Source organism: Chryseobacterium indologenes, assembly GCF_002025665.1.
Taxonomy (GTDB): domain Bacteria; phylum Bacteroidota; class Bacteroidia; order Flavobacteriales; family Weeksellaceae; genus Chryseobacterium; species Chryseobacterium metallicongregator.
The window spans coordinates 3,531,161-3,543,024 of the sequence record NZ_CP018786.1; the positions used below are offsets into that span (position 1 = coordinate 3,531,161).

At 37.2% G+C, this 11,864-nt stretch carries 19 protein-coding genes; 14 read left to right on the forward strand and 5 right to left on the reverse strand.

The features are described from left to right. Positions 1 to 13 precede the first annotated feature (13 nt). Positions 14 to 1,468 (reverse strand): hypothetical protein, encoded by a 1,455-nt coding sequence (locus tag BUE84_RS15780; protein ID WP_079242503.1) that lies wholly within the window; start codon positions 1,466 to 1,468, stop codon positions 14 to 16. A gap of 333 nt (positions 1,469 to 1,801) precedes the next feature. On the opposite strand from BUE84_RS15780, the gene BUE84_RS15785 reads away from it, so the two are divergent. The 11 genes from BUE84_RS15785 (at position 1,802) to BUE84_RS15835 (ending at position 6,345) form a co-directional block, all read left to right on the forward strand. Further along, positions 1,802 to 2,017 (forward strand): RebB family R body protein, encoded by a 216-nt coding sequence (locus tag BUE84_RS15785; protein ID WP_047433885.1) that lies wholly within the window; start codon positions 1,802 to 1,804, stop codon positions 2,015 to 2,017. 17 nt (positions 2,018 to 2,034) lie between these two features. Beyond that, on the forward strand, positions 2,035 to 2,550 hold the full coding sequence (locus BUE84_RS15790; protein ID WP_079242504.1) for a hypothetical protein: 516 nt from the start codon (positions 2,035 to 2,037) through the stop codon (positions 2,548 to 2,550). A 38-nt stretch (positions 2,551 to 2,588) separates the two neighbouring features. After that, a complete protein-coding gene (locus tag BUE84_RS15795) occupies positions 2,589 to 2,777 on the forward strand; it encodes a hypothetical protein (protein ID WP_079242505.1) in 189 nt (62 codons plus the stop codon). After that, on the forward strand, positions 2,774 to 3,601 hold the full coding sequence (locus tag BUE84_RS15800; RefSeq protein ID WP_079242506.1) for a hypothetical protein: 828 nt from the start codon (positions 2,774 to 2,776) through the stop codon (positions 3,599 to 3,601). The genes BUE84_RS15795 and BUE84_RS15800 overlap by 4 nt, the downstream gene beginning before the upstream one ends. Positions 3,602 to 3,635: 34 nt before the next feature. After that, the gene (locus BUE84_RS15805) at positions 3,636 to 4,019 is read left to right on the forward strand and encodes a hypothetical protein (protein ID WP_079242507.1); all 384 of its coding nucleotides are present in this window, start codon (positions 3,636 to 3,638) and stop codon (positions 4,017 to 4,019) included. Between the two features lie 20 nt (positions 4,020 to 4,039). Continuing rightward, a complete protein-coding gene (locus BUE84_RS15810) occupies positions 4,040 to 4,267 on the forward strand; it encodes a RebB family R body protein (protein ID WP_079242508.1) in 228 nt (75 codons plus the stop codon). A gap of 462 nt (positions 4,268 to 4,729) precedes the next feature. Then, on the forward strand, positions 4,730 to 4,987 hold the full coding sequence (locus BUE84_RS15815; RefSeq protein ID WP_034697220.1) for a RebB family R body protein: 258 nt from the start codon (positions 4,730 to 4,732) through the stop codon (positions 4,985 to 4,987). Between the two features lie 76 nt (positions 4,988 to 5,063). After that, positions 5,064 to 5,321, forward strand: a complete 258-nt coding sequence (locus BUE84_RS15820; RefSeq protein WP_034697223.1) for a RebB family R body protein — start codon at positions 5,064 to 5,066, stop codon at positions 5,319 to 5,321. 76 nt (positions 5,322 to 5,397) lie between these two features. Next, entirely contained in the window at positions 5,398 to 5,655 is a 258-nt protein-coding gene (locus tag BUE84_RS15825; protein WP_034697225.1) for a RebB family R body protein, read from the forward strand. 84 nt (positions 5,656 to 5,739) lie between these two features. Next, a complete protein-coding gene (locus tag BUE84_RS15830) occupies positions 5,740 to 5,997 on the forward strand; it encodes a RebB family R body protein (RefSeq protein WP_034697227.1) in 258 nt (85 codons plus the stop codon). Positions 5,998 to 6,081: 84 nt separating this feature from the next. Next, entirely contained in the window at positions 6,082 to 6,345 is a 264-nt protein-coding gene (locus BUE84_RS15835; protein WP_034697228.1) for a RebB family R body protein, read from the forward strand. Between the two features lie 64 nt (positions 6,346 to 6,409). On the opposite strand, the gene BUE84_RS15840 is transcribed toward BUE84_RS15835, so the two are convergent. The 4 genes from BUE84_RS15840 to BUE84_RS15855 are packed head-to-tail and all read right to left on the reverse strand — an operon-like array spanning position 6,410 to position 9,162. Then, the gene (locus tag BUE84_RS15840; protein ID WP_079242509.1) at positions 6,410 to 7,090 is read right to left on the reverse strand and encodes a response regulator transcription factor; all 681 of its coding nucleotides are present in this window, start codon (positions 7,088 to 7,090) and stop codon (positions 6,410 to 6,412) included. Positions 7,091 to 7,098: 8 nt separating this feature from the next. Then, on the reverse strand, positions 7,099 to 7,848 hold the full coding sequence (locus BUE84_RS15845) for a sensor histidine kinase (protein ID WP_079242510.1): 750 nt from the start codon (positions 7,846 to 7,848) through the stop codon (positions 7,099 to 7,101). Then, entirely contained in the window at positions 7,818 to 8,423 is a 606-nt protein-coding gene (locus tag BUE84_RS15850) for a hypothetical protein (protein ID WP_079242511.1), read from the reverse strand. Before BUE84_RS15850 ends, BUE84_RS15845 begins: the two co-directional genes overlap by 31 nt. A gap of 25 nt (positions 8,424 to 8,448) precedes the next feature. After that, positions 8,449 to 9,162, reverse strand: a complete 714-nt coding sequence (locus BUE84_RS15855) for a hypothetical protein (protein WP_079242512.1) — start codon at positions 9,160 to 9,162, stop codon at positions 8,449 to 8,451. 202 nt (positions 9,163 to 9,364) lie between these two features. Here BUE84_RS15855 and BUE84_RS15860 point away from each other — a divergent pair, with 202 nt between their 5' ends. From BUE84_RS15860 to BUE84_RS15870, 3 genes are all read left to right on the forward strand, one after another. Then, positions 9,365 to 10,000: a LysE family translocator gene (locus tag BUE84_RS15860; RefSeq protein WP_079242513.1), complete on the forward strand. Its 636-nt coding sequence runs from the start codon at positions 9,365 to 9,367 to the stop codon at positions 9,998 to 10,000. 175 nt (positions 10,001 to 10,175) lie between these two features. Continuing rightward, positions 10,176 to 11,039, forward strand: coding sequence for a helix-turn-helix domain-containing protein (locus BUE84_RS15865; RefSeq protein ID WP_079242514.1), 864 nt, complete (start codon positions 10,176 to 10,178; stop codon positions 11,037 to 11,039). 89 nt (positions 11,040 to 11,128) lie between these two features. Then, complete coding sequence (locus tag BUE84_RS15870) at positions 11,129 to 11,851, forward strand: FAD-binding oxidoreductase (RefSeq protein ID WP_079242515.1); 723 nt, start codon at positions 11,129 to 11,131, stop codon at positions 11,849 to 11,851. The last annotated feature ends 13 nt before the right edge of the window (positions 11,852 to 11,864 follow it).

Below are 11,864 nucleotides of genomic sequence, written 5' to 3' on the forward strand. Positions count from 1 at the left end.
ATGTATTATTTTATTACAATGTTTCCCTATTCAGCAATCTATCGTAGATTTTTGTCCGTTGTGGGATATACTGTTCATATGATGTTTCTCTTTCTACCCAGTCTGCCGGTTGCAGATAGCTCAGAATAATCTTCATATCGTTTTCGCTGAAACCTTCTGAAAAGCTTTCTTTATCTTTTTTAGATATGGGAGCCGGAGGCATGTTATCTTTACGGGATGGAGCCATTTCGGGACCTGCATATCTTTTCTTTCTGGCCTCGCCTTCATCGTCTATTTCTTTTATCTTTTTTTCAAGGTTTTTGATAGTCTGACTTTGCAGATTTTCCCCGCTTTGTTTTAATCTTTCAATATGATCTTCAAATGGTTGTTTCCTTCCCCTGATCTCTGTGTTTATTTCCTGAATCTTATATTGAATAAATTTACCGGATCTTGTAGGCGGTTCTGCCAATACAAGCCTTTTATATCCGGTTGCTTTACCTTTCGCCTCTGTAAGGCCATCTCCTCTATCAAACCAGCTTGTCATTCTCTCTCCACTTTCACTGCCCTTTTCTTCCATATACCGAACCTGATATCCCAGCATGGCCATCACTTCAAGATTCCCGCTTCTGAAGCCAAGATGTTTTACATTCTGAAAGTGGGTCTCAAAATACTCATACAGCTTAAACTGTCCCATACGGGTGTTTCCTCCCCATGCTTTCAGTTCCGGAGAGTTTCCTTTCCAGAATTCTGTAATATTAAATACTTTTTTCGATTGAGACTTGCTGTTTATCTCATCAGCTGTTTCATCATATTTCTTTGCTCTTTCTTTTATGTATCCCTTATCTCCGGTAATAATGATGGCATCATACATATCTGCCACTCTATGCACAATCTGCTTGATTCCCCAATAACTGGTGTCGTGTTCGATATGAATATCACCTCCCTTTCCACTGAATCGGGACCATAAAATCAGTAGATTATTACCACTCGTGGGTATTCCCTGGGTTTCCAGCCAGATTCTTATCGCGTCATCCTGGCTTCCATTGATGTCCCACGCATTTCTTACTGCAATTCTCATATTGTCAGAAAAGTTTTCGGCGATGTACTGGGTGCCTTCTCCTACCGGCTTGTAGTATTTATTTTCAAATGCTCTCTTTGACAAATCTTTTTTATATTCGTCCTTTATGATATTGAATGCTTTGGTTTTCAACTGACTTGCCAGCCCGGGAGCCCGCACTTCTGCAACTGTATGAGTATGTATTCTGCTTTGAGGTATTCCTGAGTTCCTGTAGAATTCTATAATAGATTTACTGTTATCATAAGGATCCGTCACATTTTCGTCTTCATCCATGGTTGTAGAGATCAATACATGGTATCTTTCATTGTTAATTAATGTCGCTGCAATGGCAAACATATCTCCTGTGGCATATCCTGGCTGCACTATGATAAAGGGAGTTACATCCTCTGTTTCGTTGTTCTGATTATTCATAATATAATTTTAAATGTTAGAATAGGTTATCAGACAAATTTCAAGGTAAAGCAATGATTGGTATAGAGGGGATGCTCCCATTTTCAAAAACTAAGGGTTTACCCTTATTTACAGGTAATGTATTTGTTTATTTCATTCATTAAGTTCTCATATATAGCAAAGACTAATGATTAAAATTTCACTCATAGGAGAATTCCCTTATTTTTTAAAATTCCGTTTTTTCCCTTAATGAAGATTTATTTTGTTTGATGAAATTTGTATCAGACAAAAGAGATCAACAATCTCATAGTCAACATTAGATTTAAAAAAATAGTAACCCATTAAAACCAGAATATGGCAGATACAGTAAACACCCAGACTACAGATGCAGTAACGCAGACTAACGTTACAGTACTTGGTGAGTCTCCCGCACAGGCTATGAGTATGCTTTACCAGATGGCCACCCATGCCAGTGGAATTTCCATTCAGAATTCTGTAACCAACCAGCAGAACTTGAACCAGCTCAACCCTGCGATTGTTGCAGATGCCATTAAAATTTTAAAAGGATAATTTAAAACCTTACCATCATGAGTGAAAACAACAGTGAAACCCAACAATCCCAGGCAGCCAATGCTACCACTCCGGCGGAGAAAGCTGTAGTATTTGTGAACAGTGAGGTATTGGCTCCGCCTAAAGCTTCTCCAATGACCGGAGTAACCAAAGTAATGATAGAACAGTCTACAGGAATGATGGTTCAGGATTTACAGTCTTTCTTAAAAGGATTTGAGCAGGTAGGTTTGATTGCATTGAGCAGATTGGCTAATAATCTATTGACCTACGGAACGACTTTCGGGCCAGCTCCGGGCAGTAAAGAGACCTCTGTTCAGATGGCCGAAAATATTCAAGGTCAGGATGCAGGAAAAGGCAATGAAATGATGAAAGACTTATTCAAAATGGTAAGTGATTATGCTGAAGTAAAAGCAAAAATTTCCAATACTATTTATAATGTCAACACGCTTCCTGTCTCAGAAGCTCTTCCTTCTCCCCCATCTTACACGGAAGTTTCTCCTGAAGCTGAAGATCCTGAAAAAAAAAACGAGTAGATCCGGTTCCGGAAGAAGTCTCATCAGAAAGAGAAAGTATGAGAAAAAGTTTTATAACGGCTGATCAAGGGGGAAAATTAGTATTAAAGTCGGTTAAACTGACACAGCCACTCGTAAAGCCAGAGATTAAAGAAGCGGTAATTCCTTCTGTAGAAGCGGAAGTGAATTCCAAGAAAAAAACAATTATAGCCCAACTCATTGAAAAAATTAAAATAAATAAGAGATGAATTATTCCTCAGTAACCAAACCCGCCAAAATTTTAAATCTGGAAAGTTTAGATGATTTAAATGAACGACTTTACCTGCTTAAAAACAATGAAATCAGTTATCTGGACACCAAAAGTGCAGAACCTAAAAAAACGGAACATAATTCGGAACGATTTGTATTTAATCTTCAGACATCAGACATTAATCTTCAGCCTTCTTTAAGACTGGTCAACTGCATCGGCAGAGGAGGTAAAAGATACAATCACTTTCAGTCTTTTGTAGTGGAACCTAAAGATAAATCAACCGGAATTGCCGTGATCATGGTCAAGCTGGATGATCCAAAGATATTTTACTGCAATGTCAGAATTATGCCTCTTACTACCCTGAACGAAATTGCTGTTTCTGATTATGATTCAAAACTTCTTACGATCAATCTTGAAAGATCAAAATGTGTACTGAAAGCAGATATTACGATCACACCGTCTAATACGGGTGAAGCACAATATTCTGTGCATGATGTGGATGTAAGTGCCATTTCCGAACTGGTTACCCAAGATGAAATGGTGGGATTAAAAAGAGAGTTGGAATTTCAGGCCTCCAAGCTGATTGCCCATTATTTTCAGGAAATTCTGAGTATCATCGTCAATGAAGTTCCATCTGGCAATAAACCACTGATGATTCCGAATGATTATGTCCTGACCCTTCCTCCGCATCAGTTAAAAGAAATGCTGACTGCCAGTGCTATTTCCGCATGTATAGCTTTGGAAATTACAGGATATAACGTTGTTAAAGACCTTAACCGCGACTGGAAATCTGCGTCTGCATTTATTAATTATCTGCTGTAAAGAATATATGTTTTTACCCATAAAAATAAAACGTATGCGCAGAAAAATCCGTAAGAAAGCTCCCGCTCCCAAGCCGCCTGTGCCTGTGACAGAACCTGAAATGGTAGAAAAAGAAATCATGCCTTTTGTTTTAAGACATGAAGATGAAATCATCAATTACATCAAGGAAAAAGCCATCAAAGAGACCATGAAGTCACTGGCTCCTCTTCTGGAAAAACTTGAAGAAGCTGTAAAACAGCATGAAGCAGCTCCTGTTCCTCTGGTCACTCCTCCACCGCCTGAAACTCCTGTAATGAATTATGAAGAACAGCTTAAAAAACTACAGGAAGCCTCAACAGCAAAGGTAAAAGAGAAAGAACTTAAAATAATGGAGCGAATGAATAAGCTGAATACAAGATTAGGCAACATCCAAACTTAGAACCACCAAAACAAATAAATATGAACGAAATTGATACGATAGTTACAGGAATGTCTACCGCTGTACCTCAGGCTATTTCCACACAGGTAAGCGCACACTCCACCGGACAAATGCAGATCAATTCTGCATTGAACCAACAACGGAATGCCATAACCGGTATCAGCCATTATGTGATGGGATTAAAAAAAATGAGTCCAAAAAATATAAAGCTCAAGCAAATGGAAGCCATTAAAAAAGAACGTTTTTAATCCAGGTCTTTAAAAACTACAGATGCGGTTTATTTCCCTGCAAAGATGAAATCCGGTGCCCTCAGCATAATACAATCAGGTCAGCATTTATTCTCGCACCGCTTTTCAGATGCTGTCAATGCCCAAAAGCAATCATTCAGAATCCGTCTTTAGCCCAAAGGAATCCGGCATTGCCAGTATACCTGCAGCAGGAATTTATTTTTGAGACAGATATTAAAAATAAGGACCGCATCCTTTTACAAAAAAATATGCTTTAAACTCGCGCAGATTTTACAGATAGGGTTTCAACCATTGTATTCAGAGCCACCCTCAGATCCAATTTATTCATAACCTGTTAATACCAATGCTTTTGAAATATATTCATCTGCAGGATCTGTGGTGAGTTTAAAACTCCAACATAAAACTAGTTTACCTCAATAATTTATTAACCGAGATCAGATCTCAAAAAAAACAATTACAATTATGCCAGTTAATGAACAAATCACAGACGCAGTAACGCAATCGAACGTAAAAGTAGTAGGAGAATCTCCTGCAATGGCTTTGGCCAACGTGTATCAATCTGCAGCACATTCTACAGGAATCATGTTTGAAAATGCGGTAAATACGCAAAATCAACAGAACATTTTAGGCCAGGCAGCAACCACTCAGGGTATTCTGCAAATCTATAGCCTGGATACTGTAGCAGACGCAGTTTCTATTGCGAAGATCCTTAAGCCTTAATTTTTAAGCTATTTGATCAAAGTAATGACCTCAACCGGAAAGCCCGGTTGTTTTAACCCAATAAACCTTACTCATTATGCCAGTTAATGAACAAATCACAGACGCGGTAACGCAGTCTAACGTAAAAGTAGTAGCAGAATCACCTGCCATGGCGTTAAGTAATGTGTATCAATCTGCTGCACATTCTACAGGAATTATGTTTGAAAATGCAACGAACGCTCAAAATCAACATAATATTGTTACCCAGGCAGCCACTACACAGGGTGTAACTCAAATCTACAGTAAAGATACCATCGCTGATGCGCTTTCTATTGCTAAAATTCTTAAACCTTAAACCTATTCTGCAGACCGCAGATAAATTAACCCGCCGGAAAACCCGGTGATTTTAATCCAAATAAACAATAATCATTATGCCAGTAAACGAAAAAATCACAGACGCAGTAACTCAATCCAACGTAAAAGTAGTAGCAGAATCTCCTGCAATGGCTCTAAGTAACGTGTATCAATCTGCAGCACATTCCACAGGAATTATGTTTGAAAATGCAATTAACACTCAAAATCAACAAAATATTGTTACTCAGGCAGCCACTACACAAGGGGTTACTCAAATCTACAGCCTGGATACGATAGCCGATGCGGTTTCTATTGCTAAAATCCTTACTCCGTAATCCCATTTTGCCAAGAGCTTATATCCTTATCCGAACAGCCGGAAACTCCGGTTGTTTTTTAAACCAAAATAAACAATAATCATTATGCCAGTAAACGAACAAATCACAGACGCAGTAACGCAATCCAACGTAAAAGTAGTAGCTGAATCTCCAGCAATGGCTATGGCCAACGTATATCAATCAGCAGCACATTCTACAGGAATCCTGTTTGAAAATGCAGTGAATACTCAGAACCAGCAAAACATTGTTACTCAAGCGGCTACTACGCAAGGTATCGCACAGATCTACAGCCTTGATACAGTTGCCGATGCAGTTTCAATTGCAAAGATCCTTAATCCGTAATCACTTTTTGCGAACAGCTTAAATACCATTATCCGAACAACCGGAAATTCCGGTTGTTTTTAACCCAAATAAACAATAATCATTATGCCAGTAAACGAACAAATCACAGATGCAGTAACGCAATCGAACGTAAAAGTAGTAGGAGAATCTCCTGCAATGGCTCTTGCCAACGTATATCAATCAGCTGCCCATTCTACAGGAATTATGTTTGAAAATGCTGTGAATGCACAAAACCAACAGAACATTTTAGGCCAGGCAGCCACTACACAGGGTGTAATCCAGATCTACAGCCTGGATACTGTGGCAGATGCAGTTTCTATTGCTAAAATTTTACATCCTAAATTATAGTGTTTTTAGATTTCTTGTTATCAGGGAGTACATCAATGTGCTCCCTGATTCTTTTTGGATCAAACTATTTATCAAATAATACAATTTCATCCGGATCTATCACCTTATTCTGTACAGCATAAATAACAAGTCCGGCCATATTTTTCACTCCGGTTTTGATCATCAGATTGGTCTTGTGAGTTTCTACTGTTTTGGGTGAAATAAACAATGAATCTGCAATTTCTTTGGTGCTCAACTGTTGGCAAACCAATTTTAGAACATCAATCTCTCTGTCCGTCAGTTCATTTTTGGAGAATGCATGAAATTCCGGAAGCTTATTGGAAAGCTGGGTTCTCATGACATCAATCTGGTCATTGGAGAAATAATGTCCTTTATGATAAACCGTTTTGATAACCGATAATAATTCCTCAAGTTCAATTTCTTTGGGCAAAAAAGCATGGACGCCCATTTTCAGCATTTGTCCCATAAATGAGCGCCGGTAGAAACTGGAAAGAACAATGATTTTTGTTTCGGTTTCTTTTTTGGCAAGTTCAGCCATGACTTCAATTCCATCGCCATTGGTCATCCTCAGATCCAGAATAAGTATATCTAAAGAATTAGAATCCTGCTCCGCAAGAAACTGATATCCTCCTGTAGAAGTCAGGATAACCTGATAGTCTCCATTATTTTCAATATAATTTTTCAAAAGCTGTACAAACAGCAGATCATCATCTACAATTCCGATTTTAATTTTTGAGTGTTCCATGTTTATTTTTATTGTATGGCCATACAGGCAATGAATTTTGTGCCTTTTTCAGGCTGGGTTTTAAGTTTATAAATTGCTTTAATTTTTTGTGCTCTGGACTGAATATTCCTCAGCCCAATACCTCCTGATTGTTTTTCAATGGCGAATCCACGACCATTATCCTCTATGGTTAATATTAAATAGTTCAGAGAGATTCTTAAGGAGACATCCACTCTGGTAGCTTCAGCATGTTTTAAAATATTGGTAATTAATTCCTGAATAATTCTGAAAAGGTTAAGTTTTACAGGGTTACTGATGGTTGTCCTTATCGTCATATGGCGGAAAATAACCTCTATATTTTTATTGATCTGATCAAGATAATCTGCAATTAAATCTTCCAGCTCTATCTCATCGAGATCAGGTGGCGTAAGATTATGAGATAACTCCCTTATCAGCTGCATCGATTTTTTTAAATCATGATTAAGATCTTCCGGTTTTTTATCATTGATATTCAAACGGATAAGATTCAATTGTGAAATAATATTATCATGAAGTTCTTCTGCCAGGCGTTCCCTGTCCTGTTCCTGCCAAAGCAGCATGTTGTCCCAATATTCCTTTTGGGTATTCCGGACCAGCCTTGAAACCTTCTGTTTGTTTTTCTTTATACTTTTCAAATAATTAATCACCAATAACGTAATGAATAGCGTTGTTAAAAAAAACAGCCCAATACCGATCCATATCCATAGAACTATCTGATCCTGATTTTCCCAACGCCACATCCCAGATTAATAAATGCTATATAAAAAGACAATAGTAAGATCCCTCTAAAAAGCCAGATAGGTGCTACCCAACTCAGATGATTGCTGATTAAAAAATTAAAGGTAGTGGATATGATACATTCTATAGAAAAAAACAAGAATACAAGGATGTTCACAATAAACATATCCCTGTCTGCCCTGCCTTCCCTAATGATTTTCATAAAATAAGAAGCGGCATAGCTACAAATAATAATACTGGTGATAATATTGGAATAAAAAGTAATCCGTGTATCGTTTTCCACATATAACAGGTTAGTAATCAATGCCAATATAGCATAACAATAGATCATCCATCTTAATTTCAGGGAAAGCTGGATATAATAATGGTTATAAATCACAGTAAGAATCATCAAACCAAAAAACTGACTCAATGTATAATTGTAGATATTGAGTGTATTTAATTTCATCAGCCGGTCCGTTAAGTCCGTCAGCTCCAGCATCAATTCTCCTGAGAGCAATATAATCACAGGAAGTTTTGTTTTGATCCCTTCTTTTATCAGTACAATCAATCCGGTACATAAGACCAGGTTAATCATAATTTGTAAATACAGGGATAGGCTGTTATACGAAAACACTGGTACTTTGCTTCAGAAGTTGATAATCATTAAGAGTATCAATAATCGTAAAAGGAGGCCTTGGTGTAGAATAATTTTCAGCAGTCTCGCTCATATGATTAATGGCCAGACTTTTCACTGTAATGATTTCGATATGATAAGGGAAGTCGGGGTCTTTTTTTTCCAGATCATTTGTAAGTCCAAAGAAACTGGTACATGTCTGCCCTTCTGTAATTCCTATATTTTCATAATCTGAAAACGGTATGGAAATCAATTGAAAAATATCTTCTGTTTTCTGAGCCTGCAGCCACGAACTTCCAAACATATTCCATCTGAAACTACGGTTAATGGCTGATTCCGCAGTAATAGGAGGAACATCTATCACCATATTATTACTGCTTTCTATTTTTGATTCACTGAATTCTGCTAAAAAGTCTTTTATAAGAATGGTATTGAAATGTGCGTCTTTATCACTTTTAGAATCAATGAGAAAAAATTTCAGCTTACCTTCATGAATTCCCACATAGGCATGGATCATTGGGATCTCTGTAGTTCCAAGATTTCTTTTCCATTGTTCAATGTCTTCACCTGAAACGCTGAAGTGAGTTCCCTGATTCAAATAATTCAAAATTTCTGCTCCATTTGTATCAATTCCGTTTTTGTAAGAATCAATAAGATGTTTCCATTTTCTGATAGCTTCAAAGATGTTTTCAGTAGTCATGATAATATTTATTTGTGAATGATAATTATTTTATGAGTTGAAATTTACAAAAAAAACAGACTGATCTATTTTTTAAATCACATTCAGGTGGAAAATAAAATATAATTTTTAAAAAAAATACTTTTTCTTGTGTCTCTGAAAATTTAAACCGGAAATACCTCTTATCTTTGCACCGGAGACCTCCTCATTTAAATGTACTAACATGATTCCATTTCACGAACTTATATTTTTCATTCTGGCCGCACTTATTTTAGTAATCAGTCCTGGTCCAAATATGATTTATCTGATTTCAAAGTCTATAACGCAGGGAAAAAAGTCCGGGTTTATCTCATTAGCCGGAGTTGTCTGCGGATTTTTGTTCCATATCATCATGGTATCTTTTGGTCTCACCGCTGTTTTACTGGCTGTTCCGCTTGCGTATACCGTTCTTAAAACACTGGGAACTGTCTATCTTTTATATTTTGCTTATCAGGCTATAAAACCGAAAAGCAAAAATATTTTTGATGTTGACAAAAATATTGCCCATGATAGTCCGAAAAAGCTTTTCACCATTGGTTTTTTAACGAATGTATTGAATCCGAAAGTAGCTGTTTTTTACCTGTCTTTCTTTCCTCAGTTCATCAAACCAGAGTATGGTTCGATATTTACCCAAAGTCTGGAACTTGGGATCATTCAGGTTCTGATCAGCTTCAGCATCAACTTTATCATTGTATTAACAGCTGCAAGAGTTGCCTTATTCTTTTCCAATAATCCGGCCTGGATAAAAGTCCAGAAATGGTTTATGGCCAGCGTATTAACTTATTTAGCCATAAAAATGGCATTTTCAAAAGCAAAATAAAATCCGGAACAGGTTTCTTTCTGTTCCGAATTCCGGTGTATATTCATATAAAATCTGACTTGAAGAAAGCATCATGGTTATGCACCGCGAATTTGAGATTAATATTCCGAATGTAAAACCGTGAAAATACGTAATTTTACCGTTGCGTATTATCCTCATCACAACAGGTTTAAAGATGAAACAGACCATTCCCACCTATGATTTAAACGGTATTACCCATCATCAGTTCCATGTCAAAAGGATGGATAAAAGGACTCATGATGCCGGGGATATTCTTCTGGACAAAGGCATACACCGAGACAGTCATTATATTTTTACCTGCATGGAAAGTGGTCATGTAAGAATGATGGTTGATTTTAAAACAGTTGAAGCCAGAGAATCCACTATTTTCTGTGTATTGCCTGGGCAGGTACATCAGGGACTTTTAATGAAGGAAGTCTGTGGATGGTTTGTGGCGGTAAAAGCAGAACTTGTTCCTGACACAGTGCGTTCTTTTTTTGATGAATCGTTGGGTGAAATACAACCGCTGCCTATGGATAGAAGTCTTGTCAAAAAGATTAATACAACAGCAAGTCTGCTTCATGCTTCCTATACGAACGAAATGCTTTCCACTAAAGAAGGATTTCTCATCGTTCAATCGCTACTTAATGCTTTTCTCGGAATGTTTGCTCTGATGTATTCCCGGAAGAATATTTCTCCGGCTTCAGATGAAAACCGTGCTTTACAGTTGTCAAGAGCATTCAGAATTTTGGTTCGGAAAGATTTTAAAACCATGAAAAGTCCATCTGAATATGCAGCAGCTTTACATATCACAAGAGGATATTTAACGGAAACGGTTCGTGAAGTTACAGGAAAGCCTGCGCAACACTGGATTCATCAGGAAATTTTGATTGAAGCCAAAAGATTACTGGTCTTTACCAATCTGAGTATAAAAGAAGTGGCTTATGAGCTTGGATATAGTGATCACACCTATTTCAGTCGTTTATTTTCCAAACTGGAAGATCAATCTCCATCAGAATTCCGGAATCAGCACCAATAGAGAACCAACCACGAATAGTCCAATTAATTCCCCGAAACCGCTATCGGTATTTTATGATTTTGCAACGTCCTTTGCAATAAAAATAATTTATGCCAAGCCTACCAAAATGGATCAATGACACCGTAGAAAATGTTTGGTCCTCCAAATTTAAAGAATGTACCGTTAGCCATATAGAACAGATTACAAATGATCTTCGACTGATACGCTTTGAAACTGAATTACAGGATGTACTTTATGAACCAGCCTATGCCATTGGAATAAGGATCAACGATAGGGATTTCAGGAATTATTCTCCTTTTAATTTTAACAAAGAAGCAGGAACTTTCGATGTTTTGTTTCATTTGCATGATATGTCTGCTGCGGGAAGTAATTTTATCACTCAACTCGTAAAAGGAGCTTCCATCAAGCTTTTAATGCCCAGAGGAAAACAATTTTTTACTCCTGATGCTAAAATTCATTTTTCTGTGGGTGATGAAACTTCTTTGGGAAGTTCTATTTCCATCAAGGAAGCCGTAGAGGAATGTGGTTCTTTATTCATTTGTCTTCATGAACTGGATGAGTGTTCCGCTCTGGAAAAACTTAATTTATATGGGTATCACAGTCCCAAAAATAATACCATGAGAATGATTGAAGCCTTGAATGACTTTCTGAGAGAAGAAAAAGAATCTATTTCTGATGATGAAGTTGTGTTTTATCTTACAGGAAACGGAGAAAGAATGTCATTAATCAGAAAATTTCTTAAAGCCAGAGGTGTATCACCAAAATGTATCAAATCACAGGCATATTGGATTGAAGGTAAAAAAGGATTGTAAAAATGGAGAAATA

Coding starts and splice junctions, on each gene's coding strand:
- BUE84_RS15835 (WP_034697228.1), top strand. CDS start 6,082: ATGCCAGTAAACGAACAAATCACAGATGCAGTAACGCAATCGAACGTA.
- BUE84_RS15825 (WP_034697225.1), top strand. CDS start 5,398: ATGCCAGTAAACGAAAAAATCACAGACGCAGTAACTCAATCCAACGTA.
- BUE84_RS15785 (WP_047433885.1), top strand. CDS start 1,802: ATGGCAGATACAGTAAACACCCAGACTACAGATGCAGTAACGCAGACT.
- BUE84_RS15815 (WP_034697220.1), top strand. CDS start 4,730: ATGCCAGTTAATGAACAAATCACAGACGCAGTAACGCAATCGAACGTA.
- BUE84_RS15820 (WP_034697223.1), top strand. CDS start 5,064: ATGCCAGTTAATGAACAAATCACAGACGCGGTAACGCAGTCTAACGTA.
- BUE84_RS15870 (WP_079242515.1), top strand. CDS start 11,129: ATGCCAAGCCTACCAAAATGGATCAATGACACCGTAGAAAATGTTTGG.
- BUE84_RS15860 (WP_079242513.1), top strand. CDS start 9,365: ATGATTCCATTTCACGAACTTATATTTTTCATTCTGGCCGCACTTATT.
- BUE84_RS15865 (WP_079242514.1), top strand. CDS start 10,176: ATGAAACAGACCATTCCCACCTATGATTTAAACGGTATTACCCATCAT.
- BUE84_RS15795 (WP_079242505.1), top strand. CDS start 2,589: ATGAGAAAAAGTTTTATAACGGCTGATCAAGGGGGAAAATTAGTATTA.
- BUE84_RS15845 (WP_079242510.1), bottom strand. CDS start 7,848: ATGTGGCGTTGGGAAAATCAGGATCAGATAGTTCTATGGATATGGATC.
- BUE84_RS15805 (WP_079242507.1), top strand. CDS start 3,636: ATGCGCAGAAAAATCCGTAAGAAAGCTCCCGCTCCCAAGCCGCCTGTG.
- BUE84_RS15850 (WP_079242511.1), bottom strand. CDS start 8,423: ATGATTAACCTGGTCTTATGTACCGGATTGATTGTACTGATAAAAGAA.
- BUE84_RS15800 (WP_079242506.1), top strand. CDS start 2,774: ATGAATTATTCCTCAGTAACCAAACCCGCCAAAATTTTAAATCTGGAA.
- BUE84_RS15780 (WP_079242503.1), bottom strand. CDS start 1,468: ATGAATAATCAGAACAACGAAACAGAGGATGTAACTCCCTTTATCATA.
- BUE84_RS15810 (WP_079242508.1), top strand. CDS start 4,040: ATGAACGAAATTGATACGATAGTTACAGGAATGTCTACCGCTGTACCT.
- BUE84_RS15840 (WP_079242509.1), bottom strand. CDS start 7,090: ATGGAACACTCAAAAATTAAAATCGGAATTGTAGATGATGATCTGCTG.
- BUE84_RS15830 (WP_034697227.1), top strand. CDS start 5,740: ATGCCAGTAAACGAACAAATCACAGACGCAGTAACGCAATCCAACGTA.
- BUE84_RS15790 (WP_079242504.1), top strand. CDS start 2,035: ATGAGTGAAAACAACAGTGAAACCCAACAATCCCAGGCAGCCAATGCT.
- BUE84_RS15855 (WP_079242512.1), bottom strand. CDS start 9,162: ATGACTACTGAAAACATCTTTGAAGCTATCAGAAAATGGAAACATCTT.